This window comes from uncultured Fenollaria sp., assembly GCF_934202865.1.
In the GTDB taxonomy this organism is placed as follows: Bacteria; Bacillota; Clostridia; order Tissierellales; family Peptoniphilaceae; genus Fenollaria.
Genome location: NZ_CAKPYL010000001.1, coordinates 51,426 through 77,918, shown reverse-complemented (window position 1 = coordinate 77,918; position 26,493 = coordinate 51,426). Strand labels below are relative to the sequence as shown.

Genomic DNA, 26,493 nt, shown 5'->3' with positions numbered 1-26,493 from the left:
CGGAAGTTAAGGCTCTTAACGCTGAAGGTACTTGGTTGGAGACGACCTGGGATAATAGGTAGCCGCCACTTAAATAAAACAGATAGCATTATATGCTATCTGTTTTTTTGCGTAAAAAGCCATTTTGTGGTATAATTCACTAAAGGAGGCCACTATGAAAAAATTCAAAGCGCTATACTACAGTCTATACATAATTTTAGCTCTGATTGTCATCGGATATTACCTTATTACTTATGGCAATCCCATCATCAAAGCGAGGGTGGAAAAAGATGCTAAGGAGTATATCAAGACCAATCACGCTGATCTTGATCTTGATATAAAGGGCGTTAGTTACCAAATGATGGGCAGCTTTTATACTGTGAAGCTTCAGGACAAAGAGAGCCGCGACACTTGTTTTGAGCTTAATTACGACCATGGCGGCAAGTTTAGATACAGTACTTACGATGAAATTCTTGATAACACTTACAAAAGGTACGAGGTCTTTCTTAAGGATTATGCCAAGGATATAGCCGATGAAGAGGCTTTTGATTTTGAGCTTAGACTACTTCCTGACAATGAGCTTAAGTATGAGTATTATCTTAAATTGGATCAGGACTTTGACAGGGAGCATCTGCCAAGCAAGGTATTAGCACACTTTCACGCATACGAAGATGAGCCGAGCCTTGAGGGGATGATGACTAGACTTAAAAAAGTGCAAAAAGCCATTGCCAAGAGGAATTTGGACGTGCACTACTACTCAGGCAGAATCATTCCCACAGCTGACAAGGCCGAAGAGGGCATGGCAGAGAAGTGGGGCAGCGCTATCAGCGTCGATAGGGTTATGGAGAAGACTATATTAGATGGTAATATGGAGACGCTGGAGAGATTATACGAGCACAAAAAATGATGGGAGGCTACTATGAAAGGATTAAAAAGTTTATCGTTATTCTTATCAATATTATTAATATTTTTCGCAATACTCATAATTCTATCTTTCTTTGGCAATCCCATCAGCAGGATAGTGGCGGAAGTAGCGGCGGATAAATATTTAGAAACACACTACACGGACCTTGACCTTGTGCGCGAGCGAGCCTACTATGACTTTAAGGACTCGTCCTATGTCGTGAGACTTCAAGACAAAAATAGCATTGATACGAATTTCAATCTTCGTTTCAATAGCTTTGGCAAAATGAAACGCGATACTTATGGTGACAGGCTTTTCAACACTTACCGCAGATACATCGATTTTTTATATGACTTAGGCGAGGAAATAGCTAAGGACAGCGGCCTTGACTTTGAAATATGGCTTAGACCCGATAATGACTTTGATTATAAAGAATATCTCACACTTGATCAAGACTTTGACAAGGATAAGCTTCCAAGCAAGGTGACAGCTGATTTTAAGGCTTATGCAGAAAAACCAGCATTGGAAGATTTAATGGATGGCCTTAAAAAAGTCTACGAAGCCCTTAAGACTAGGAATATAGCCGCGAGCTCATATTCAGGACTTGTAATACCTAATAGAGATAAGAAAGAAGATGGCGAGGCAGAGATTTGTAAAAACGCAGTCAGCGTCAATGATGTGCCGGAAAAAGTGATTGTGGATGGGGATATGGAGGCGTTGAAGAGGAGGTCTAATCAATGACAAAGACTATGAAAATAATATTATATATATCACTTGTGCTGCTTTTAGGAGTAATTTTATTCTTCCTAGTGGTATTCTATGGCAACCCAATTAGCAAGATTTTGGCGAATAGATCAGCGGATGAGTACTTAAGTACGCACTACACTGACCTTGACCTTGTGCGCGAGCGCGCCTATTACAATTTTAATGACGGGACCTACTACGTAAGGATCTGGGACAAGAAGAGCATTGACACGAAGTTCTATCTTAGTTTCGATAGCTTTGGCAAGTTCAAGTACGATAGCTATAGCGAAAGGCTTTTCAACACCTACAGTAGATACGTGCTTTTTTTAAATGCTTTAGCAGATGAGATAGCTAAGGACAGCGGCCTTGACTTTGAAATATGGCTAGGGCCAGATGATGAAATTAATTATAGCTCATATCTTACACTTGATCAGGACTTTGATGCAGATAATTTGCCAAGCAAGGTGAAAGCTGATTTTAAGTCTTATGCAGAAAAACCAAGCTTAGATGATTTAATGGATGGGCTTAAAAAAGTCTACGAAGTTCTTAAAGAAAGAAATATAGCCGTCAAGTCATATTCAGGCCTTGTAATACCTAACGCAGATAAGAAAGATGACGGCGAGGCAGAGACTTGGAAAAACGCAGTCAGCGTCAATGATGTGCCGGAAAAAGTGATTGTGGATGGAGATATGGAGAAATTAAAGAAAATTTACGACAAAGGCAATGAAATTTTGCATAAGTGATACAAAGATATAAGCGTGGCAAGTTCCACGCTTTTTCTATTAACTAAGCCATAAATAATATCTATACCAAGCCCGGCCATTATAAAGAAATTTAATGTATATGTAAATTCTCCTATTTAGATCGAATATATAGAAAAAAATCTATATATTTTGCAAAAACATATTGACTTTTTTCTATATGTATGTTATTATAAGTTTAGATAAGAAAGGAGGAGCTAAGATGACTGAAAATATTTACGAGAGCGTTTCTAAAAAGCTTAAGGCGATATCTGATCAAAAGAGGCTAAAGATTGTTGACATGCTATCTTGCGGGGAGCTCTGCGCTTGTGAAATTCTCGAGAAGTTTGACATTACTCAGCCAACTTTGTCTAGCGACATGAAGAAGCTTGAGGAGGCAAGGCTTGTTAATAGCCGCCGAGAAGGCAAAAACACTTACTACTCATTGAACAAAAAGGCGCTTGAGCACTTACTTGGTCAGCTTGATAATATCTTTAGCGACGATCCAGACTGCATTTGTCACTCGAAGGAAAGGATTGACTACTAGTATATTTTTTTAAGCAAACAGATAGAAATATTCAAATATGTTTATATTTAAGGAGGAAATTATGAAAGACATTAGAGAAGAAGTTAAAAATTATTATTCGAAAATCACTACTGAAGCGAACGGCGAGATGGAGACTAAGATCTGCTCATGCGCGCTTGACGGCGGCCCTAAGTACATTAACGAGGCAAGGGCGATGATCCCAGATGAGATTATAAGCCATTTCTATGGCTGCGGCTCTCCTATACCGCCTGCACTTGAAGGCATGACTGTACTTGACCTTGGCTGCGGGACTGGTCTTGACGTCTATACTATTTCCAAGCTTGTTGGGGAAAATGGCAGGGTCATAGGCGTCGACATGAACGACGATCAACTTGCCATTGCCATGAAATATCAAGATGAGATGGCGAAAAAGTTCGGCTACAAGAAGTCAAATGTTGAGTTCAAAAAGGGCTACATCGAGGATTTGAAGCCCTTAGGCATTGAAGATGGCAGTGTTGACATCGTTATTTCGAACTGTGTTATCAACCTAAGTCCTTACAAGGAAGAGGTATTTAAGGAGGTTTGGCGCGTTCTTAAGACTGGCGGCGAACTTTACTTCTCGGACATATTTGCTGATAGACGTTTTGGCGAAGATATCTCGATGAATCTGATTTTAAGGGGCGAATGCTTGGGCGGCGCTATGTATATAGAGGACTTTAGACGTCTACTTAGAAAGATTGGTTGGGAAGACTTTAGATATATTAAGTCAAATAAAGCTGCGATCGACAATGAAGAGATAGAAGCAATGATCGGAAATGTAGAGTTCTTCTCTCACACTATCAAGGCTGTTAAACTACCTGAGCTATTGGAAGACATCTGCGAAAACTATGGACAAGTAGCAACTTATAGGGGCGGAATTCTTGGCTCGGAAAATTACTTTGATCTTGACGACCACCACAGATTTTACAAGAACCTTCCGCTTTCTGTCTGCGGCAATAGCTGTGCGATGATTGAAAACACAAGACTTGCGAAGTACTTTGACATCATGGGCGACAGAAGCGAACACTTTGGAGCTTTTAGTGGCTGCTCAACTGCACCAAGTTTAGATAAAGATGGCTCTGGCGATGGAGGTTGCTGCGAAGGCGGATGCTGCTGCTAATATATATAATAAGAAGACTATAATCAAAAAGCTTATCCATATTGGATAGGCTCTTTTCTATTGGCTAAACCACTATTTGTAGTAGTGCTATGTGACTATGCTACCACAAAGTGCGATATTATCATTTTTATTTATATGTAAAATTTTTCTTTATAAATCTTGATTTATATGTTACAAATATGTTACAATATTTTCAGATGGGTAAAAAAAACCTATTATTTTTGCTCTCGTCGCTTTAGCGTAGCAGATGGTAGAAGCAACGAGAGTCGAAATAAACCGGATTTCATAACCGGAATTTTAATATGGGGAGGCAATTATGAAACGCAAATTAATTTCACTAATTTTATGCTTATGCATGATTTTTAGCCTATTTGCAGGCTATACAACTGTATTTGCAAGTGAAGAAAAGGGAGAGTACATAGTCTATTTGGATGTAGAAAAACAATCTCCTGGCTATGTAAAAGAGTACGAAAAACAAAATTACGAGAAGGCGATAAGCCTTGCTGATGAGGCGCTTGACTATTATCAAGAAAAGATTTTAGAAAAAGCTCCTGAAGTTGAGGTTTTATCGAGACTTGAACTTCTTTTACCATCTTTATGTGTGAAGGCTAGTAAGGATGAGTTAAACATTATTAAGACTTTTGACTTTGTAAAGGATGTTTATGTAAATGAAGAGCTTCGTGAAGCGGATGTCGTTCGTTCTAACATGGCTGTCTTTAAAGATAGGTCTCTTATGAGTGACTCTATCAAGATGATAGGCTCTAATGAACTTATTGACAACGACGATGTTTTACAAGAAAAGTACAACGGGGCTGGTTCTGTCTTAGCCATAATTGACAGTAACATGGACCCTAGTCATGAAGCTTTTTACTTATCTGCTGAGACTCAAGCTAAGCTTTCTAAGTTTGATATTCATGAATTTTTAAGAAATGGATCATTAAAGGTTAAGGACCACGGCGAAAAGGACGCTTTGGTTAAGTCTTTATATCGCAGTGAAAAGATTCCATTTGGATGGAACTACATGATTGGCAAGGAAGATTTGAACCCTGAAGATGAGATAGAAGCTCACGGTCAACACGTTAGCGGTACTGTTGCTGGTAACAAGGTTCAAATAGGAAGCAAAACTTGGAGGGGTGTTGCTCCTGAGGCTCAACTACTTATGATGAATGTTATGAAAAAAGGTAGTACTTCATCTAATGTTTATATGCATGCTATGCAAGACGCGATAGTTATGGGGGCTGACGCGGTTAACATGAGTTTAGGCTCAACTAAGGGCCTTCCAAATAGTGTTCCTAAGTACATTACTGATGCAATCAACAACGGTTATGCAGCTGACACTAACTTTGTTATCGCTGCTGGTAATGAAGGTGACTACCAAGGTAAATTAAATATTGAAAATCCTGACTTTGGTACTATGGCATCTCCAGGTATTGCTACTAACGCTATCACAGTAGCATCACTTGAGAACAAAATTATGTTTGCTCAAGTTATGGACTATGAAGGACAAAAGCTTCCATTTAGAAAAGCTGGAGACATCTTCTTTGAAAAAGGCGACTATGAATTTATTGACTGTGGCCTAGGTAATCCTGAAGATTTTGAAGATAAGGATGTAGAAGGTAAAGTAGCTCTTATCAAGAGGGGCGGAATTACTTTTACAAACAAGATTAAAAACGCTGAAGCAGCTAAAGCTAAGGGCGTAATTATATATAACAACGTTGAAGGCGAATTAGGTCTTGCTATAGAAGGAACAAAGATTCCAGCTGTTGCAGTAAGCCTAAAAGTTGGTGAAAAACTTCTTGAAGGAAAGTCAAAGACTGTTCACATCGACATGACTCCACGTGAAATGGATAACCCAGAATACGGCGAATTAAGCTCATTTACGAACTGGGGTCTTGCAGCTGGCGGATACATGAAGCCAGACATCACTGCTCCTGGTGGACACATCTACTCGGCTCAAACTGGTGGTAACACATTTGGAGACATGAGTGGTACTTCTATGGCTACGCCTCACGTAACAGGCGGCGTTGGTGTTATGCGCACTCGTCTAAATGAATTGTTATTTGCAGGCGAAAAACATAAAGCGGCTCTAACAAAGACCATCTTAATGAACTCTGCTGTTCCACACATGGATCCAGTTACAGGCTTTACAACATCACCTCGTCGTCAAGGCGCTGGAGTTATGAACCTTACTAAGGCAAGTAAGCTTGACTTTACTGTTGTTGACAAAGACACTAAGATCGCTAGTAAATACGTAGGTGATGTTAACGATGAAATCACATTAAATTTAACTATCACAAACTATTCAGCTGAGCCAAAGACACTAACTCCATTCGTTCAAGCAACTATCGAAGCTCGCGAAGGAAAGACTCTTTCACTTAGACCTGATAAGTTATTTGATAAGAATTTTGATTATAAAATTGAAGTTCCAGCTCAAGGAACTAAGGATGTTACAATTACATTCCCAATTGAAAACACTGAGAAATTTGCTGACTTTGTCAATGGCGCTTTCGTAGAAGGCTTCCTTCACTTAAGTGATCAAAATGGCATGGAAGTTTCCTTCCCATTCGTATCATTTAAGGGCGAGTTCGGCAAGATTCCATCTATTGAAAAGCCTCTTTATGATTTTACTTTTGTTGATGGTGACGAACCAATGTATTGGTCTTATGCTTTCAAGCAAAACGACTGGTTCAAGTATTCAACGCACTTTGAAACTATTCAAGGATCATATATAGGTAAAGATGGCAAGAAATATAACAACATCGTTATAGCTGGTCTTAAGAACTTTGATGAAATTGATGCTTATAAGGCAGAACCTCAAGGCGAAGAACCAAAACCTGAGTTTGAACCTGTAGTTATCTCACCTAACGGAGATAATTACAATGACGCACTTGGACTTAACCTAGTTATGACTAGAAGTGCCAATGTTAAAGCTACGGTTATAAACGAAGCAGGAGAAGAAAATGATTATCCTCTTGGTTTAAATCTAACTAATATATCCTTTATACCAGATGATAACTCAAGAGCTACTTATCTTGGTTACACTTCACCAGGCACTATACCTGTTAAGGATTTAAAAGATGGTAATTATACTCTAAAACTATCTGCTGAAGCAGTTAAGGGTGTTAATGAAACTTATCCAGCTACTTTCAGAGAAATGAAGTTTATGATAGATACTATCGCTCCACAATTTGAAAATACTAAATATGATGATGCTAGTAGAACTATTACATTTGATTTAGTTGAAGAAGGATCTGGCCTTGATGAATTCAAAATTGAAGATGAAAATGGCAATGCTATTGACTTTACTAGAGAAGGAAATAAAGTTAAGCTAGTGCTTCCAGAAGGCAAAAAGCTAGCTGATATCAACATCACAGCTATGGACCTTGGTCATAACACTAACGCTGTGACAGCCGACATGCTTGTATTTAAAGACATGTATGGTTCTCTTGAAGTTGAAGTAAAACAAACAGGTAAAGAGCCTCTTAACCTTGAATACAAGGTAGTTGACGAAGCTGGAGAAGAAGTTAAGTCTATAGAACATCTTAAGTTTGGCAAGTATAAACTTATTGTTACAGATTATTCTAATAAATTTGAACTAAAGGGCGAAAGCGAAATTGCCTTTGAAATATCTGAAGAAAATAAAAAGCACAAGATAGTTCTTGAATTTACTGAAATACCTACAGCAAGAGTTTCAGTAAAAGTAAAATCTCAAGATAATTTAAAGGCTGGAGATTTTAGAATATTTGCAAAGAATATTAAAAATGACAGAGTTATTGAATTTATTTATTCGCCAACATGGGGTGAATACTACGATGCAGACCTTCCTTATGGTGACTACAATTTCTATGCTGAATTTAAAGAGGGCTTAAAGGGCTATGAAATAAGTTTTGAAGAGGATATGCCATTTACAGCAAGTAGCGCTACAAACTACGAGACTATATATGCAAATATCAAGAGGGCGGACTTCTACAAAGTTAACATTACTACTGAAGGCACTAGTGAAGAGATTAAATATCTTGCCAAGAGTGACAAAGGAGCAATAGTTGAACTTGATGACTTGGCCGATGGCACTTGGATGATATTCCCTGAAAAGATGCCAGAAGGCTACTATATTGAAAAGCCATTTGCCTATGTTACTCTAACAGAAGAAAAGCCTGAAGCAGATTTAACATTTACTTATGAAAAAATTGGTGATAAGAAATTTAAATTTACTATAAAAGATAATTATGACAAGGCTGATTATTATATCTGTGATTTCTACGGATGGGTAAGTAACGGCAAAAAAGGCGAAGCTTTTGACTATGAAAAAGGTGGCATTGAATTAAAACCAGGTTATTACTATGTTGAAGCTATTGCTGATAAAGAAAAATTCGGTGAAACAACAATCACTGTAGATAATCAAAGCTATGAACAAGACTCGACTACATTTAAATCTGTCACAGAAGATGTAGAAGTAAAATTTAATTGGAAGGCTTATTCTGAAACAGACAAGGTAAGTGAAGGCGCAATCTTTGTAGATGACGATGCCGTTCCACTAGATAAACAAAAGGACTCTTATGAGTACGTGATAACTGGTACAAAGGGTGATCCTATCACAAAAACTTTTATAAAGGGCTTAAATGGTCTTGATTCAGTCTTTGTTGACCTAGAATACGACTACTACAAAATAGAAGTAAAAGGAATTCCTGAAGGATATACTGTTAATACAAAAGATTTTGTTGTAGCTTACCCAGAATTCCAAGTTATCTTAACTATAGTTCCTGAAGAGGAAACACCAGACGAAAAAGCTAAAGTTAATGTAAAATTCATGAATGGTGAAGAAGAAGTTCAAGATGTAAAATTCAAGCTAGGTGATGAAGAGTTCACAAGCGGAGAGATAGATATAGCTCCTGGCGAATATGATGTTGAAATCATCAAACCAGAAGGACTTGTTCCAACAGAAGATTCTAAGACAGTTACTATAGATAAAGATACAAAGAACTTGACTATAAATCTTGAAGAAGAAAAAGCGGCTGAAAAGGTTAAAGTTAACTTTGAATTCTATTTCGGTACAGAAAAAATTAGTCCAGTTAGCTTTACACTTGATGGTGATGAAGAAGCTGAATATACTGACGGTGAAGTAGAATTAACTGTTGGCGAACATGAATTAGAAGTATTTGAACCATATAAGTATATTCAAAAAGAAGAATTTAATACAATAACAGTTACTAAAGATACAAAGAATTTAAGAATAGAACTTGAAGATTATAAAGAACCACCAGCTCCAGAGGGAGAAGGAACTCTTAAATTTGAAGTTTGGGAATCAGACGGAACAAAAGAAACACAATCTGAGATGTTTATATCAGCATGGGCAGGAGCAATATATTTATCAAACAATGAAGTTAAAGATAAAGTTCCATATGGCACATATAAAGTTGAATTAAGCGATTATATGCTAGATAAAACTAAATATGATTTAGAGAAATCTGAATTAGTAAAAACAGTTACTATAGATGATAAGAATCCAAATGCTGTAGTTAAATTTGTTCTAATGCTTAAGGGATCAACACCTGAACCAGAACCAACAGGCAAAGGTAAGGCAAGCTGGGATATTAATTATATAGGTTCAAAACCAGGACGTAGCTTCTTTGAAAAAGTAAATCTATATAAAGTAACAGCTGATGGAGATGTAGAAGTTCCACTAAGCTATTATCAAGAATCACAACATGCTGAAATTGAACTTGAATATGGCAAATACGCTTATGTATTACAAGATTTATCAAGTTATTTAAAAGTTGAAGTTAAGAACAAGAGAATTGAATTTACACTTGACAATGAAAATCCAACATTTAAGGCAGAATTCATAATTGAAGATGCAAAAGAAACACAAAAAGTTGACTTGAGAAATGTTGAGGTATTAAAAGAAAACATCAACGACTATACATTTAGAGTATTTGATAAGGACGGCAAGGAAGTTGAAGGAGTAAAGAAAACTGCTACTGGCTTTGAATTCCCAGCTGCATCTGGTGCTGACTATGAAATTAAGATTGAAGGAACAAAATATACCTTCTATCCAAATATCATAAACGCAAATCCAAGTCCAGTATATTCTAAATATGTATATATGACATTGCCACTTCCTTTGAAAATAAATTCACTTGCAGCTGATAAGGAAATTAAGGCTAAGTATGGCGTATATGCTAAATCTACTTTTGGTATAACTTATGTTGAAGATTTAACAAAAGTACCATATATTGCATCTGGCAATCAAGTATACCAAGTAAAATTCTTATCCTGCGAACAAGGATATAAGCTTAAAGACGAAGAAATCAAGGAGTTTACAGTCACTGATTATTCAAAACAAGAGCTAACATTCAATTTTGAACGTGATGAGACTCAAGAAATTGTCAACACTGACGCATTAGAAGCTCTTATCAAAGAATATGATGAATTAAAAGAAACAGACAATTACAAGAACGCTGATGCGGCTAAGAGACAAGTATACGACGACGCTATCGCTGATGCTAAGGCAGAGCTTGAGAAAGAAAAAACTACTCAAGATGCAGTAGACAATCTAGCAGATAGAGTAAGAGCAGCTCGTGATGCCATAGTTGGCAGCATGCTTGACCTAAGAAAAGAAGAGCTTAAGAAACTTCTTGACGAAGCGGACGCTGTAAAGGCAAAAGACACATACATTTATGACAAAGATGAAGATAAAGAAGCTTATGACGCAGCTATTGCCAAGGGTCAAAAAGTTTATGACGATCAAAATGCTCTTGAAAAAGACGTTATGGATGCCATCAGAGATATTGAAAATGCTAAGAAGAACTTGGATGGCTACAACGAAGCCAATAAGGAAGAGCTTCAAAAATTAATTGATGACTACGACAATGTTCGTAAGACTAAGAAGTATATGAACTCGACAAGAGCAGAAAAAGATAAGTATGACGACGCTATCGTTGATGGCTACAACATTCTTCATAAACAAAAAGCGACTCAAGAAGAAGTAGATAAGGCAGTTAAAGATATAAAGGCTGCATTAGATGCACTATCAGGTATTGAAGAGCCGACTGAAAAAACTGCAGCGCCAAGCGTTGAGGACGCGACTGTAAATGACAGATTCGTTAAAGGCGAAGGCATAGTTGGAGCGACTGTTTACTACAAAGTTGGCGAAGACGGCAATTTAAGAACAGGCATGAAGATTATGGAAGGCGGCAAATTCTCGCTTGATCTTGGACAAGTTCATGAAAATGACAAGATATTTGTTTATCAACAAGAAGTAAATAAACTAATGAGTGACGGCGTTATCGTTAAGATACTTCCACTTGATAAATCAGAATTACTTGACTTAATCAAGAAAGCTGAAGAAATCAAGGAGACTGATCAATACAAATACGCTCCAGAGGATAGACAAAAAGACTTAGACAAAGAATTAGCTAAGGCTATAAAAGTAAAAGATGACGAAAATTCATCTATGGAAGATATTGACAAGACTATAATTAATCTAAGATCAGCTATTGCTTCTATAGAAAATTACGAAATAATCAGACATGAAGTAACATTCTATCCAAATAACGAAACAGATTCTTGGACAGTTAAGATTATAGATGGTGAAAAGGTAAATAGACCTGATGATCCATTTAGAAAAGGCTTTATTTTCAAAGGCTGGTTCGCTGATGAAAAAATGACTCAAGAATTCAATTTTGATATGCCAATAGAAGTTAATACAGATATTTATGCAAAATGGGAAGAAATTATTGAATACGAAATCACTTTCGACCCTAATAATGGTAATGATACTTGGACTGAAAAAGTTCGCCAAGGCGAAAAAGTTAAGGAGCCAGCAAAACCTGCTAAGCCAAACCACACATTTATCGCATGGCAATTTAACGGTGAAGACTATAACTTCAACACTAGTGTTATGGCAAATATCAAGCTAATAGCTGTTTGGGAGGAAAATAAGCAAGAGCCACAACCAGAACCAGATCCAAGACCAGAACCAAAACCAGAACCATATGAACCGTATGAACCATATGAACCATACAAACCAGAACCAAAACCATCTGAACCAAGTAAACCTGTTGAACCAAGTAAACCGGTTGAACCATCTAAGCCTATAAACAATAATGAAGATGAAAAGCCAGTCGAAACAAAGAAGGACTACGGCATAATCACTGAATACCCTATTAACCCAGTTGAGCTAAAAGACGTAGCGGCAGGACCTGAAGGCGAATCGGTTAGAAACTTAGTTTCTTACGGTATCATCAAGGGCATGGGCAACGGCAAGTTCCAAGGCAATAAAACTATAACGAGAGCGATGGTTACAAGAGTCTTTATGCTGATCAGCAAGGACAAAGCCATTGACAAAGACGTTTACTTCACTGACGTTACAAATGATAAATGGTACGCTGAATCGGTTAAGTGGGCCGCAGCTAAGGGTATCATCGCTGGTTACACTGACGGCACATTCAAGGCTGACAAGAAGGTAACAAGACAAGAGTTCTGCGTAATGCTAAATAACTTACTAAAGGCGAATGGCATTGAGCTTGAAACTGTAGTTCCAGTTGACGAAAAAGAATTTGCTAAGGCTGATAGCTGGGCAAAGGACGCGATGATAGCAATGAAGAAAGCTGGACTTGTGAATGTTGATGCGAGTGGCAAGTTTGGTCCGCAAAGTAAGTTTACGAGAGAAGAATTGGCAAAGACTATCGACTTGTTAATTAAGTTGATCAAGCTTAAAGAAAAATAAAAATTTCGCATTCAATTTTCGCAAAAAACAATTGACACAAAAAAATCAATAAAAAATACAAGGTGCATAGCTAGCAATAGTTATGCACCTTTTTCTTTTCCCCTATCCCCGCCCATATCTTGCCAAAATCGCCATTTAGTGATACAATATACTCAGGTGATACTATGGATTTAAAGGCGAAACTCAAAATTTTATCTGACTCGGCGAAGTACGATGCATCATGCTCTTCGTCTAATTCTTCACGCAAAAACTCTGGCGGCATTGGTAACGCTGCGTCCTGCGGCATCTGTCACAGCTGGTCTGAGGACGGCCGCTGCATTTCTCTTTTAAAAATCCTCTTTACAAACGTTTGCATCTACGACTGCGAGTACTGCATCAACCGCGCTTCGAACGATGTGCCGCGCGCTTCGTTCACGCCCGAAGAGGTCGCTGAGCTCACTATGAACTTTTACATCCGTAACTATATCGAGGGCCTTTTCCTCTCAAGCGCAGTCATCAAGAGCCCCGACTACACCATGGAGCAGCTGATTAGAACGGCTGAGCTCCTTCGCCACACTTACCATTTCAATGGCTATATACATATGAAGGTCATACCGGGCGCGTCTAAAGAGCTGGTTACAAAGCTATCGTCCCTGATCGATAGGGTATCGGTGAATATTGAGCTTCCGACTGAACAGTCACTAAAAATGCTTGCTCCGCAAAAAACAACAGAGGGCATCATGAAGCCCATGAACAATATTAAAATGGCAATAGCCGAGAACAAAGAGGACAGGCGCAAGTACAAGAGCGCACCGCTCATTGCCCCGGCTGGGCAAACCACGCAAATGATAGTCGGTGCCGCGAATGAAAGTGACGAGACGATAATCACGAAGGCATCGCTGCTTTACAAGGGCTTTAGCATGAAGCGCGTCTATTATTCAGCCTTCGTTCCGGTCGTTAAATCGAAGTACACTTATGGCATCAAAGCCGCACCATTACTACGTGAGCACCGCATCTACCAAGCGGATTGGCTGATGCGCTTCTACAAATTTAAGCCCTCCGAAATCGTTTCGCGCGCAAATCCCATGCTCGACCTGGACCTTGATCCTAAGGCCTTTTGGGCGATAAATCACATTGAGCTCTTCCCGATCGAGGTCAACAAAGCGAGCTACGAAGAGCTTCTTCGCGTGCCCGGTTTTGGCCCGACGACCTGCCACAAAATTATCAACGCAAGGCGCTTTGCCAAGCTATCGTACGACTCGCTCGAGAACATGCACATCTCCTTAAAGCGTGCTAAATACTTCATCACAGTAGGCGGGGTCTATAGAGGAGGCAAGATTGATAAGCGCGAAGACCTTCGCATAAAACTCATGGATAAGGTGAACTTAAATGAACAGCTATCGTTATTTTGATTACGACAGGTCCTTCGAAGGCCTAATGACAGTCATCTTCGAGCTTTACGAGGACATAGGGCGCGCGAAATTCATGCCCGAGGATCAAGGCACCTTATTTGATACGAAAATTTTTATAACTACGGATATGGTAAAGGCCACTCGCGTACTAAAAGCACTTGAGGAGAAGTTTCCGAAGCGTTTCATGAGAGAGATAGTGGCAGTATTTTTATCCTGTGATACTAATAAGGAAGATATATTAATCCGCGCCATCAAAGGCGTCTTCGAGCGCGGCTACGGCTACATCTTTTCATCGGAGAAGGCTGCGAGCGAATTTCGCCGCATTCGTAGAAATGTTTTATCGGAAAATCATTCCTACAAAGGCCTTTTGCGCTTCAAAGAGGTCGAGGGCGGCGTGATGCTAGCTGAGTTTGAGCCGAAGAACGACATCTTGACCCTCATCATACCTCATTTTGTGAAGAGGCTCCCCACTATAAACTTTGTAATCGCTGATGTGAAGCGTGGTACGGCCGCCATGCACATGAAGGGGAAGGTCGAATTTCTGGAGCTAAAAAGCCTTGACTACACTATTAGCGAAAAAGAAAAATTCTTCGAAGAAGCTTGGAAAGACTTTTACAAGACCATCGCCATAGACGAGAGACGCAATGAAAAGCTGATGATTTCAAATATGCCAAAGCGTTACTGGCACTACTTAATTGAGAAATAGCTTGAAATTGGGGCACTTTTCCATTATAATAGTATTAATGATTTTACTTGTCTAAAGAAATAAACGAATTTGACTAAAAGGAAGTGACATTTTGATTAAAGAGAAATTTAAAGAAGTCCTAGCGACCGTTTTGCCGATATCGCTGCTCGTTGTGATACTGAATTTTACAGTGGTTCCGCTAGAGAGCGATGTCTTTATACGCTTTTTATTAGGCGCGGTCTTCATACTTTTGGGACTGACAATATTTTTGATCGGCGTCGACCTTGGCATCACGCCTATGGGCGACAGCTTCGGTAACGCAGCCGTTAAGAGCGGTAAACTTTGGGTCATAGCGCTCATGGGACTGATCTTAGGCTTTGTCATTTCAATAGCTGAGCCGGATTTACACATCTTGGCAGATCAAGTTGGCCAGGTGACTCTGGGCGTCGTATCGAAGTCAACACTAGTTATGCTTGTGTCAATGGGTGTCGCTTTACTTATTTCACTAGGCATGGTGCGTATAGTAGAAGTGTATTCACTAAAGAAGTTTTTAATGCTTACATATGGCGTAATACTCGTACTTGCAGTGCTTTCAGACCAGTTCTTCCTAGCAGTATCCTTTGATGCTTCAGGAGCGACAACTGGGGCACTGACTGTACCATTTTTACTTGCTTTATCCGCAGGTGCCTCCGCCATTAACAAAGACAGCCAAAAGTCCGAAGACGACTCCTTTGGCTTAGTTGGCATCGCTTCAGCAGGCGCCATCATCGGTGCACTGGTACTTGGCATGCTATCAAAACCAGAGTTTGGTGAGGTTCCAGACATTGCCGTGGCGAGCGAAGCGGGCATTTTCTCGCACTTCATCCACGAGGCGGCGATAGTCGCTAAAGAGATAATCATCGCGCTTCTACCCATAATCGTGATTTACACGATCTGCAACATGATCTTCTTCCATAATTCGAAGAGGGCAAACGCAAGAATCGCAACCGGCTGCGTTTTAACATTTGTGGGACTTGTAATCTTTCTAGTTGGCGTAAACTCTGGCTTTATGGACGTCGGCCGCTACATAGGTCACGTGCTAGCGAGCGAGCACAGCAAGGCCTTCATCGTTGCCATCGCCTTTCTGATGGGCGTACTGACTATACTTGCGGAGCCGGCAGTTCACGTACTTACGAACCAAATCGAAGCCGTTACAGCGGGCTCAATCAAAAAATCAGTCGTACTTATGACTTTGTCAATAGGTGTCGGCATCGCGGTTGCCTTGTCGATTCTTAAAATACTAGTTCCTGGCATGCAGCTATGGCACGTCTTGCTACCGGGCTATATCATAACATTCTTGATAATGAAAAAGGTGCCAAACCTATTCGTCGGCATCGCCTTTGACTCAGGTGGCGTTGCCTCAGGACCGATGACTGCGACATTTATCCTTGCTTATGCACAAGGCGTTGCAGCCTCAACACCAACAGCGGACCTACTTATAGACGGCTTCGGTACCATTGCCATGGTAGCGATGACTCCGCTTATAGCACTGCAAATACTTGGTCTATTCTATCTGAAACATGAAAAAGGGGGAGTGAAGAATGCGTAGTTTAAAGTCTCGTCACTTAGAAATGCTAGTCGTTATAGTCGAGCACAATAAAGCGAGCAAAGTCTTGCATTTAGCGGATGAAAAAGGCGTTACAGCCTCAGTAGCCATGCTAGGCAGAGGCACTGCATCTAGGACAATATTCGACTACTTAGGTCTAAACGACAAGAAAAAAGCAGTTCTTATGCTCTTCGGAAAGACTGAGGAGATCATGGATCTTGCTGATTATTTAGTAGAAAAACTTGAAATGGACAAGCCAAACCACGGAATAGCCTACATCGAGAGCGCATTCAACGTTTTTGGCACTGAAGATAATGCTAATGGAAGTGAAAATATTAAAAGAGGTGAAAATATGTACAACGCCATATATACTATAGTTGAAAAAGGAAATGCAGACGACGTGATTGAAGCAGCTCAAAAAGCTGGCTCAAGAGGCGGAACTGTTATGCACGCGAGAGGCTCGGGCAGCGAAGAAGCGCGTAAAGTCTTCAATATGCTCATCGAACCAGAGAAAGAGATCGTTTTGATTATATCGGAAGAAGCAAAAACTAAGGATATAGTTGAATCGATTAGAAAGGAAACGCAAATAGAGGAAGAGGGTAAGGGAATTATATTCATTACAAACGTTTTAATGACATACGGAATGGCAAAATAAAAATAATGAAGAATTAATTCATAGATAAAAGAAAAAGGACAGAGAAAATAAAATCTCTGTCCTTGTTTATGTCTAGATTTATATTTTTAAGTAAATTGCACATCGAAAAGATAGTTCCACGCAGCTTAGTTCAACAAATTGACAATTGCTAAGCTTGTCCGACTATAAATCCATATTCGTTACGTTACACTCCACTAGATGGATTAGAAAAACCTCGCCCTTTTGGGCGAGAACCTTGGTGCGAGACACTCGGCCGTCGTCCTGCGCAAAGCAATTGAAACAATTTGTCTCAATGCGCTGCTTTTGGAACATATATTTTCTCACTAAAAACAGTTTTCTCCGAATGCTGCGCTCGTGAAAATCAATTTTCTCACTATTTGATCTAAATAAATATAAAAGATTAAAGATCTTAAAGATATAAGAGAGCTTCGGCTCTCTTTTTTTGCGCCTATATCATTTTTAGCAAATTACGAATCGCGTTAAGTGCAGCTGGCGAGAAAAACGAAACGCACGTCATACGTTAAACGCGCGGCGTATACCATCAGCGCGGCGTATACCATCAGCTCGGCATAGACCATTTGCGCGGCGTATACCAAACGCCCGCCATTAGCCATGCAAAATCTATTTTAAATCTTATACAAAATTCCCCAAATAAATAAAAAAGTAGATGCCATCTATTTCTAGATAGCATCCACTGTGTAAACTAAATATTATTCTTATAGAGTGTTTTTCTATAATTATTTTGATATTGTTCCTCCTATTGTCCTAACAATGCTTAGTACTTCTTCGTTTGAGTTGAAGTAGCTTAAGTTTGTTATATTGCCATCTTTATCAAGGTACATTAGGCAAGGAACGTAGTTTGAGTTAATTAGGTTAAATAAGCTTCTTGCGTTGTAGTGGAAGTATGGTAGCATTTGGCTTAGGCCAAGTCTGTTTAGTATGGATGTGATGCTTTGGCTGTCGCCATTTGTCATTGCTTCTACCATGTTGAAGCTTGATTTATTGATATTTACAAGGCTTCTCCAGCTTGCTTGACATCCTCTACATGTTGGGTAACCCATGGCGATAACTGTTGGACGGCGTCCATCCATTAGTGAAGCGATTGTAACTGTTTGTCCTTGCATGTTTGTAAGTGTGTAATTAGAAACGTTTGTGCCGTATGCATTTCTTAGTTTGCCAAGTAGGTCGCCTGATTGTAAGTGATTGAACTCGCCATTGTTATATCTGTCTTGATATGTTAATGTATCTTTGTTAATAGGCTTATCTGGCTCTGAGCTTCCAAGTGTGAATGAATTTTCTGCTGTATATTCTGGTCTGTCTGTTAAACTTGCTTTTAATGTGAATTTACCGTCTGGAATGGATGAGTTTGTTGTAAATGTCAGCATTGCCTTTCCATAGTAGTCTGTTTGTCTATCGTAGTTATATGATTTTCCTTCTGGATAAGTGAATGTAAATTTAACTCTTTCATTCTTAACTGGGCTTCCATTTTGGTCTTTTACTTCTAGAACCATTCTGATAACGTCGCCTTTTTTGAAATTGTCTTTACCAAAAGAGATATTTAAGTTATAATCATCTTTCTTTGTGTCTTTCACTATTCTAAATGATTTTGTGACTTTTTTAGCTTTGTAATTATTTGAGATAAGTTCGATAGTAACTTCATGTTCGCCTTCAACGCTTGAGTCATCGCTTGTGAAGTATAGATTTGTTTCGCCTGTATAGCCTGTCTTTCTATCGTAGACACCATCTTGGTAAGCGCCGTTTGGGTGCTTGATTGTGTATCTGATTGTATCTTGGTAGATGTTTTTGCCGAATAAATCTTGTAATTTAGCTGTGATCTTAACTGTTTCGCCTATATTTATCTCTTCTTTATCGAAGTTTAAATCTAGCTTAGCGTTATACTCATCTTCTGGCTCGTCGTCTCCTTCAACGTTTAAGCCTAAAGTTTTGTATAGTAAATCATATAAACCGTCTTTATCAAGTGCACCGGCGATGTTTACTAATCTTCCGTTTTCGTCTAGTATAACTGTGTTTGGTGTTGTTAAGAAGCCTAGGCGTGATGCCCAGATCTTTTCGTCAGCATCGTAGAAGATATGGTCTTTGAAGTGTTCGATATTTAATTCTTTCAAAACATTGTCCACGAACTTAACTGTTGAATTAACATCTTCTTCAACTGAAGTAACTATTTCAATGAAATTATATTTTTCGTGTGCAAGTGGAGCCATAGCTTTCCACATATCTACACAAGCGCCGCAGCCTGGGTAACCAAAGACTAAGACTGTTTTCTTATTAGGGTCAATTAAATCCGAAATTCTGTGATCTTTTAAATTTGCATCCTTAACATAATATTGAAGTATGTTCTTGCCATAGTGTTTTTCTAGCGCTTCATACTCAAAATCAGTAGTCTTTAGGTGCTTATATTGTCCAGCTGTTTTTCTCTCTTCATAAGAAGCAAATTCTTTATCGCTTTGAGCTACATCGAAAGATGCAAGGCCATTGGCGTTTTTGAAGTCGTTGTAGCTAGCTTTTGCTTCAACTGTGTATTTACCAAGTCTTGATGGTGCTGTAAAGCTTACAGTGAACTCACCAGTATTGCCTGATTGAATAGTTTTTCTATCGATAGCGCTGCCGCTTTCATCAACTAAGGCTAAATCGATATTTGCTTTTCTTACGCCATTGCCATCAAGGTCAGTTACTTTTGCGTTTAAAACGACATTTTCGCCAGCAGTGTAGGCTGATTTATCTGCGCCGATATTTAAATCAAGCGCTTTGTCGTACTCAGGGAAGACTGATGGACGATTTTCTCTAAGCCACTTAGTCATACCACCGTTCATCCAATAAATCTTCTTAAAGCCAAGCTTTTTCATGATTTCAGCAGTTGCGCCTGAACGAACTTGTGTTCTGCAGTATAATAGGTAAGTTTTGTTCTTATCTAAAGTTTTTATGAACTCTTCATGATCTTTAGCGTAGTAATCATGGTGAATACAGCCTTCTATGTGAGATTCGTTGTATTCAGCCTTTGTTCTTGCGTCAAAGATGACAAAGTTTTCATTGCCTTTATTTTCTTCGATAAGTTTTTGCGCTTCGTCAGTCTCAATCATCTTGTAGATTGTTTCTTCTGGCTCAACTGGATCGACTGGATCAACTGGGTCTATAGGCTTTTCATCACCAAAGACAATTTTGTATTCACCTTCAGCGTCATCATATCTATATTTACTTGCTGTAGCATTGATTATATATTCGCCCTCACCCATGTCTTGTGTTGGAGTTATATAAACTGTAGCGATACCACTATTATTAGTATACTTTGTTAATTTGTAATTAAAGTTATTTGGTCCACTTACTTCTATCTTAACAGGTAGGTATCTTACGCCATATTTTCTTTGGTCAACAACTTTAATACTGATACCTGCCCTATCGCCTAATTTGTAGCTTTCTTGGTCTTTTTCGAAAGACATATCTAGGTGATAAGGGTTTTTGTATTTTTTAACTTCAAAGCTTGCAGTGCCAACGGCGTCCTTATATTGAGAGCTCTTAGCTGTAACTTTTACAGTATAAGTGCCTTCTTGGCCTCCGTCTGGACTGTAGTAGTAGTTTGCTCTTCCGTAGTAGTTAGTTCTACCAGTGTTTTTATGAACAGCGCCACTTGCAGTTACTATCTCGATATCTAGGTCTACATATCTTACGTTTCTGCCATTAGCAGTAGCGTGAATTGCTAGTTGAACTTTTTGATTGTTCATAATTTCTTTTGACATAGGCTTTACTTCTACATCAAAAGATGGACGAGCATCTTCAACGGTAAATGTCAATCTATCAGTGTTTGCTTTGTAAGTTCCGCCGCTAACCTTGATATTAACAGTATATTCGCCAGCTATAGAAATTTCATTTGAGCTAAGTGTAAATTTAGCGTTGCCGTAGTAGTCCGAGTAAGCAGATTTATTTATAGTAGTTCCATTTGGGGTTATAACTTCAATCTCAGTCATAACATAGCGAAGATTTCTGTTTAGATAGTCCTTTGAGTTAACTGTTAAAGTTTGGCTATAACCTTGTTTAACGGTTTTTGATGATACAGACGATACTACTTTGATTATATCTTTATCATCGCTAACATCTTCCTCATAGACGGTTACGTGAGCTTTTTTACTAACGCCGTTAGAAGTTTTAGCGATGATGTCGCACTCGCCCTTGGCGATGGCTTTTACGTAGCCGCCTTGAACTGTGGCAACACTAGTATTTGTGCTTGACCAGTATATAGCCTTGTTTGTAGCGTTACTTGGTTCAACGCTTGCTCTTATTGTACTTGTTTCATTGACTTTTAGTTTTAGCACTTCATTATCTAGGATAATATTTTTTACTTCAAGATTTTGAATATCATCAGAAACATTTACAGCAAATGAACTTCTCTTATAAGATCCATCAGTAGCAGTAGCTGTTACCGTAGCAGTACCGACTCTTAAAGCTTTTAGAGCACCATTTTGAACACTTACAATTCCTGTTGGACTAACAGAATAGTTTAGATTTTTGTTAGTAGCATCTTCTGGAAGAATGATTGGATTGATTTCATAAGTTTCTCCTACTTTAATATTTACTGGATTTTCATTAAATTCAATTGAAGAAACCTTTTTGTCATATGATGGAGAAGAACCTGCGGGAACTGTCATAGCTTTTAATGCGACATTAGCGTTGTATTTAACTTGTGTCATATCTGTCCAACTAGTTCCGTTATAAGAGATGTAAGACTCGCCTCTGTTAGCTCTTGCCCTTGAAGAATAACCAGCAATGTAGTTTTCAACAGGGATTGGATAGTTATATCCTGGAGTTGTTAGCTTAACTATAGGGGCGAAGTATTCACCATTTGAAACATTATACTTTCTTATAGGTATATTGACATAGCCTGCATAAGTCACACTGCCTTCAGCGACTTTTACTCTATCGTTGAAAGAAACTTGTCCTCTGCCTTTAGTCATGTAAATTTCATATCTTGCTCCGTTTGATGGAACGAAGAAACCAACTTGGTAAACATCTTTACTAGAATTAACTGGGCCAAAAACATTTGAGAAATATGCGCTTTGACCATTACCATAAGTACTTGTCATACCTAAGTCGTCATAATACCATATCTCTTCGTTAGGAACCATATCCTTTAATTTAAAAATTGCGTTGCTTCTGCCTGCAAAAGCATCATAGTAAGAAACCCAATAATAACCGCCCATGTATTTCCAGTTTTGTCCCCAAGAGTTCTTGATTAGCCAAGCACCATCTCCTGGAGGTGTGATACCAAAATTATAACGAGAGAAGTCATCGTCCCAGCCAACTATGGCAACAGCGTGGTTAGCATAACCACTGTAGCCTGGGTTGTATGATCCCATAGTTCTTGTGTTTAAATACGATTCGTCACCGTTGATAGTTGTATAAGCAGCGCCATATTCCATAATAGCTTGTTTTAATGTATCAGTATCCCATCCACCTCTAACATCTGGAATATTCATTATCTTATCAACGTCTTTGACCCTTCTTAATCCTCTTGGTGAATTAAAATCATATGGTGAGTATGGTTCATCAGCTTCTGATATTGGGCCAGAGCCACGAGTTAAATAAGCGCTTGATACCTGCCATGTGCCGCCTTGATCTGGACCCCAGTCAAAGCCGTGAGTGTTTCTCATGTTCTTTTCGCTGAAGTCATTGTACTCTGGCATTAAAACTGATTCAGCTGATGCAAATGATGCAAAGGACCAGCAAGAACCGTTAGGACCTTGATTTTTAACAGGAGTAACACGATTGCGCTCTCTTAAGTCATACTTTCTTGGAGCTGCTTGACGCTCTCTCCACGGAGCAAACTCATTACTTTTTTCAAGTTCATAATTTGTGTTACAGATTATTGGGCTAACACGCAAACCATAAAACTTTTCGTCTTGCTTCGATGATCTTACCTTATTATACTCTGGATTGATAGGTGAGAAAGAACCTTCAATATCATCAGCAATCTCATCTTTTTTAACAATATCTGCTAAGTCGACTTGATCGACTATAGGATCAGAAATTTCTAAATCCTCAGCAAATGCTGTTACAGGTGTGACAAGTATAATAAGTGCTAAAACAAGACTTAAAATACTTTTAGAAAATTTTCTTTTCATTTACTTACCTCCCTTGAATGAAAATGAAAGAATAAGCAAAACAAATTGCATCATTAAGACATATACCAAAAACAACTCTACCTTGGTAAATCGTAACGGTTATTTTGCTTATTTTGATTGATTATAGCACAAATTTTATCGCATTACAATGATTTTAACTATTCAAAAATTTTTATGAAAACAGCGTTTTCTATAAGAAAACTTTATAATAGTCTTGAAAAACTAATACTAAAGTATTATTTTTTAGTACAAAAAGAAGAAATTGTGCAATAAAATAAAAATAACTTGCAAAACGATGTATAATGAATTAAATATTTCTATCAAATTATAATTTTTTGAAAAAAATAAATTAAATATTTTATATAAATTATAATTTCTACAAAAAATATTTTATCTTGTTTACATTCACGTGTAAAAATATAAAGAGAGGAGAGGATATCAATGGAGAGGAAAAAATTTAGAAACTTAGTTTTTCTTTTAGTTTTATGTTTAATATTGACAAGCAATCTTCCAAACTTATCTAAGGCACAAAACTTTGACGGCTTAGAATTTGATGACAACATTGAAGAAACAGTTTTGGTTCCGGATGATAATGAGGAAGATTTTTCATTAGAAATAAGCGAAATCAATGAAGACTTCGATGGGGATGATTTGAGTAGTGCGCCTTTAAAGGTAGAAACAAAAGTTATTGCTCCAAGCCTAAGAACAAAAGCTTTAAGAGCACCAAAGTTTTATCCAGCTAAATTTGATTTAAGGCAATCTGGCATGGTATCTCCAGTTAAGGATCAAGGACAAAATGGTTCGTGCTGGGCATTCGCTACATATGGATCTATGGAATCCATATTATTAAGACAAAAGAAAGGCCTATATGATTTTAGTGAAAAACACTTAAGAAACATGCACGATTTTGACTGGTCTGCTGAAAAGGGCGGTAACCGTGATATGGCAGCTGCATACTTAGCAAGCGGCAAGGGACCTATAGATGAAGATGATGATCCTTATGATCCAGTTATAACTGTTTCAAAGAAGGACTTAAGAAGAGTTTTAGACATTGACAAAGTTATCTACCTTCCAGACGTTACAAACATCAACGAGATCGACAATATTAAGTGGGCTATCAATGAATATGGCGGGGTTTATACTACAGTTAATTCTACTTCTTACTATGAAAACAAAAACACAAACTCTATGTATAACCCAGGTCATGGCTCAACTAACCACGCTGTAACTATAGTTGGATGGGACGATACTTTCCCCGCATCTGCATTTACTCAAAATGCGCCAGGAAATGGTGCTTGGATTTGTAAAAACTCTTGGGGAACTAAGTATATGGAGTCTGGTTATTACTATGTTTCTTATTACGATGGATTTATAGGAAAGAGTCCAACTGTTTTTATTCCAAAGAAAAAAGATTTAAGAGGAATTATTCATCAATATGATCCGCTAGGAGCAACAAGATCTGTCGGCTTTAAGGGCGAAGGATATATGGCTAATATTTATACGGCTAAATATAAGGAGCTTCTTCATGAAGTTGGCGTATTTAATGTTGCTAATCAAACTGACTATGAAATATATGTTGTAAGACATGTAAATAAAACATCTCAATTATCAGATGAGAGAATAAAAGTTGCTGAAGGAACTATATTATATCCAGGTTATTATACAATAGACATAACACCACAGCAACTCGAAGAAGGTGAACAATTTTCTGTAATCGTTTATATGAACTCGACAAAATCTAAGAACAATACACCGCTTGCTATTGAATCAAGAATTGAAGGCTACACATCAAAAGCAGTGGCAGCTCCAGGTCAATCGTACTACTCAAAATCAGGTAGCGGTTGGACTGACTTAACAGGAACACTAGCAAATGCAAACTTTTGTATCAAAGCAATCACAACAACTGGCGACGAAGTTCCTGAAAAAGATTTAGATGAAGTTGATGATAGTGGAACTGATATAACCATAGATGGAAAAGTAAAATTAAGAGATATAGTCTTTACTCAAGGTAGCCAAGGAGTTATCGAGATTGACAAGAAAGGTATACTAAGATATACTTTAGAACCTGCAAATGCAGATGATGTAGAGCTAGTTTTTGGCACTATGGATAAAAATGTTGCTGTCTTTAAAGAAGGTGGTATACTTTATCCAGTATCTACAGGAAATACTAATGTATTTATAAAAACTAAGGACGGAACTTTAGAAAAAAGATTTAATATACAAGTTGTTAATCCAGGTATAAGGGTTCCAGGAAGAGAAAAGATTGAAGTTATAGGAAATAATGATTATGTTCCTGAACCAGATCCGGAAGAACCTGATGAGCCAGAAATACCTGATGACAAAGAAGCTGACCCTATAAAACCTGAATTAGATCCAAATGTAGCTATATCATTATATATGAAGCAACAATCCGAAATAATCACTGAGGGTACTGATTTTAATCTTGAGCCACTTGTAGGAACTTATCCAGAAACTGCAAAGAGAAACTTTATATATTATTCAGATAAACCAAATGTTGTAGAGGCAAGACCTGATGGAGTATTAGTTGCTAGAAGCGTTGGAACTGCTAATATAACAGTTATGACTGATAATAATTTAAAGACTGTTTTTAAAGTAAAGGTAGCACCAGATAAAGGCGCTCAAGTAATTGAAATTGTTAGTTTTACAAATTCTGAAAGAAAGGCTGGCATATTCAGATTATATGCCGAAGCAACCGTTGATGCAAGACCGTACAATGGGCCAGCTAAAATTACAGTAAGAAGTGGGGACAGAGTAAAAGAAAGAACAGTTTACTTCAATGCTGGCAAAGTAAAAACTAAATTTTTAGGCGGTGACTTTGCGATATCAAGAAAAGCATTTGAAGCAACTATAAAAGTAAGAGACAAAGAAAAAACTATATATTTTGGCGATATGATACCAGAAAAAATGAATGAGATTAATATTATTTCATTAACAAATACAGAAAGAAAAGCTGGAATATTTAGAGTTGAAGCATATATAGAAGCTGATGGGAAGCCTTATACAGGTGAAGCAACACTAACAGTTAATGCTCTTGAGGGACGAGAATTAACTGATACTCTTAGGGTTGTTGATGGAAAACTATTAAGACAATATTCTGGTTTTTCATTTGCAATATCTAAAAAAGAATTTGTAGCTACTCTTACAGTTGGGGATGTAAGTAGAGAATTGTACTTCAAATTTGAGTAAAATCAATATGATATATCTGGCTACAGCCAGTTATATAAATAAAAGTAAAAGGGAGGTTT

The 26,493-nt window shown here is 38.1% G+C and carries 12 protein-coding genes; 11 read left to right on the top strand and 1 reads right to left on the bottom strand.

All coding sequences use genetic code 11. The features are described from left to right. The first annotated feature begins 154 nt into the window (after window positions 1-154). From Q0E71_RS00305 to Q0E71_RS00260, 10 genes are all read left to right on the top strand, one after another. Window positions 155-886 (top strand): hypothetical protein, encoded by a 732-nt coding sequence (locus tag Q0E71_RS00305; protein WP_294794125.1) that lies wholly within the window; start codon window positions 155-157, stop codon window positions 884-886. Between the two features lie 12 nt (window positions 887-898). Further along, window positions 899-1,624, top strand: coding sequence for a hypothetical protein (locus Q0E71_RS00300; protein ID WP_294794118.1), 726 nt, complete (start codon window positions 899-901; stop codon window positions 1,622-1,624). Continuing rightward, on the top strand, window positions 1,621-2,370 hold the full coding sequence (locus Q0E71_RS00295) for a DUF3139 domain-containing protein (protein ID WP_294794110.1): 750 nt from the start codon (window positions 1,621-1,623) through the stop codon (window positions 2,368-2,370). Before Q0E71_RS00300 ends, Q0E71_RS00295 begins: the two co-directional genes overlap by 4 nt. 220 nt (window positions 2,371-2,590) lie before the next feature. Then, complete coding sequence (locus Q0E71_RS00290; RefSeq protein ID WP_294794104.1) at window positions 2,591-2,914, top strand: helix-turn-helix transcriptional regulator; 324 nt, start codon at window positions 2,591-2,593, stop codon at window positions 2,912-2,914. Between the two features lie 61 nt (window positions 2,915-2,975). Next, entirely contained in the window at window positions 2,976-4,052 is a 1,077-nt protein-coding gene (locus tag Q0E71_RS00285; protein ID WP_294794088.1) for a methyltransferase domain-containing protein, read from the top strand. A gap of 316 nt (window positions 4,053-4,368) precedes the next feature. Next, window positions 4,369-12,780, top strand: a complete 8,412-nt coding sequence (locus Q0E71_RS00280) for a S8 family serine peptidase (RefSeq protein ID WP_294794081.1) — start codon at window positions 4,369-4,371, stop codon at window positions 12,778-12,780. 164 nt (window positions 12,781-12,944) lie between these two features. Beyond that, window positions 12,945-14,171, top strand: a complete 1,227-nt coding sequence (locus Q0E71_RS00275) for a putative DNA modification/repair radical SAM protein (protein WP_294794074.1) — start codon at window positions 12,945-12,947, stop codon at window positions 14,169-14,171. Then, the gene (locus Q0E71_RS00270; protein WP_294794068.1) at window positions 14,149-14,877 is read left to right on the top strand and encodes a TIGR03915 family putative DNA repair protein; all 729 of its coding nucleotides are present in this window, start codon (window positions 14,149-14,151) and stop codon (window positions 14,875-14,877) included. The genes Q0E71_RS00275 and Q0E71_RS00270 overlap by 23 nt, the downstream gene beginning before the upstream one ends. Before the next feature lie 91 nt (window positions 14,878-14,968). Further along, window positions 14,969-16,444 carry a DUF1538 domain-containing protein gene (locus Q0E71_RS00265; RefSeq protein WP_294794065.1) on the top strand — a complete coding sequence of 492 codons (1,476 nt, stop codon included), beginning with the start codon at window positions 14,969-14,971 and terminating at the stop codon, window positions 16,442-16,444. Further along, the gene (locus Q0E71_RS00260) at window positions 16,437-17,096 is read left to right on the top strand and encodes a P-II family nitrogen regulator (RefSeq protein WP_294794063.1); all 660 of its coding nucleotides are present in this window, start codon (window positions 16,437-16,439) and stop codon (window positions 17,094-17,096) included. Before Q0E71_RS00265 ends, Q0E71_RS00260 begins: the two co-directional genes overlap by 8 nt. A 737-nt stretch (window positions 17,097-17,833) precedes the next feature. Here the strand turns inward: Q0E71_RS00260 and Q0E71_RS00255 are convergent. Further along, window positions 17,834-23,227 carry a lectin like domain-containing protein gene (locus tag Q0E71_RS00255; protein ID WP_294794061.1) on the bottom strand — a complete coding sequence of 1,798 codons (5,394 nt, stop codon included), beginning with the start codon at window positions 23,225-23,227 and terminating at the stop codon, window positions 17,834-17,836. Between the two features lie 441 nt (window positions 23,228-23,668). Here Q0E71_RS00255 and Q0E71_RS00250 point away from each other — a divergent pair, with 441 nt between their 5' ends. Further along, window positions 23,669-26,434 (top strand): lectin like domain-containing protein, encoded by a 2,766-nt coding sequence (locus tag Q0E71_RS00250; RefSeq protein WP_294794060.1) that lies wholly within the window; start codon window positions 23,669-23,671, stop codon window positions 26,432-26,434. The last annotated feature ends 59 nt before the right edge of the window (window positions 26,435-26,493 follow it).

What these genes read in the sequence shown, in the direction of transcription:
- Q0E71_RS00305 (WP_294794125.1), top strand. Translation starts at nt 155, where the DNA reads ATGAAAAAATTCAAAGCGCTATACTACAGTCTATACATAATTTTAGCT.
- Q0E71_RS00300 (WP_294794118.1), top strand. Translation starts at nt 899, where the DNA reads ATGAAAGGATTAAAAAGTTTATCGTTATTCTTATCAATATTATTAATA.
- Q0E71_RS00295 (WP_294794110.1), top strand. Translation starts at nt 1,621, where the DNA reads ATGACAAAGACTATGAAAATAATATTATATATATCACTTGTGCTGCTT.
- Q0E71_RS00290 (WP_294794104.1), top strand. Translation starts at nt 2,591, where the DNA reads ATGACTGAAAATATTTACGAGAGCGTTTCTAAAAAGCTTAAGGCGATA.
- Q0E71_RS00285 (WP_294794088.1), top strand. Translation starts at nt 2,976, where the DNA reads ATGAAAGACATTAGAGAAGAAGTTAAAAATTATTATTCGAAAATCACT.
- Q0E71_RS00280 (WP_294794081.1), top strand. Translation starts at nt 4,369, where the DNA reads ATGAAACGCAAATTAATTTCACTAATTTTATGCTTATGCATGATTTTT.
- Q0E71_RS00275 (WP_294794074.1), top strand. Translation starts at nt 12,945, where the DNA reads ATGGATTTAAAGGCGAAACTCAAAATTTTATCTGACTCGGCGAAGTAC.
- Q0E71_RS00270 (WP_294794068.1), top strand. Translation starts at nt 14,149, where the DNA reads ATGAACAGCTATCGTTATTTTGATTACGACAGGTCCTTCGAAGGCCTA.
- Q0E71_RS00260 (WP_294794063.1), top strand. Translation starts at nt 16,437, where the DNA reads ATGCGTAGTTTAAAGTCTCGTCACTTAGAAATGCTAGTCGTTATAGTC.
- Q0E71_RS00255 (WP_294794061.1), bottom strand. Translation starts at nt 23,227, where the DNA reads ATGAAAAGAAAATTTTCTAAAAGTATTTTAAGTCTTGTTTTAGCACTT.
- Q0E71_RS00250 (WP_294794060.1), top strand. Translation starts at nt 23,669, where the DNA reads ATGGAGAGGAAAAAATTTAGAAACTTAGTTTTTCTTTTAGTTTTATGT.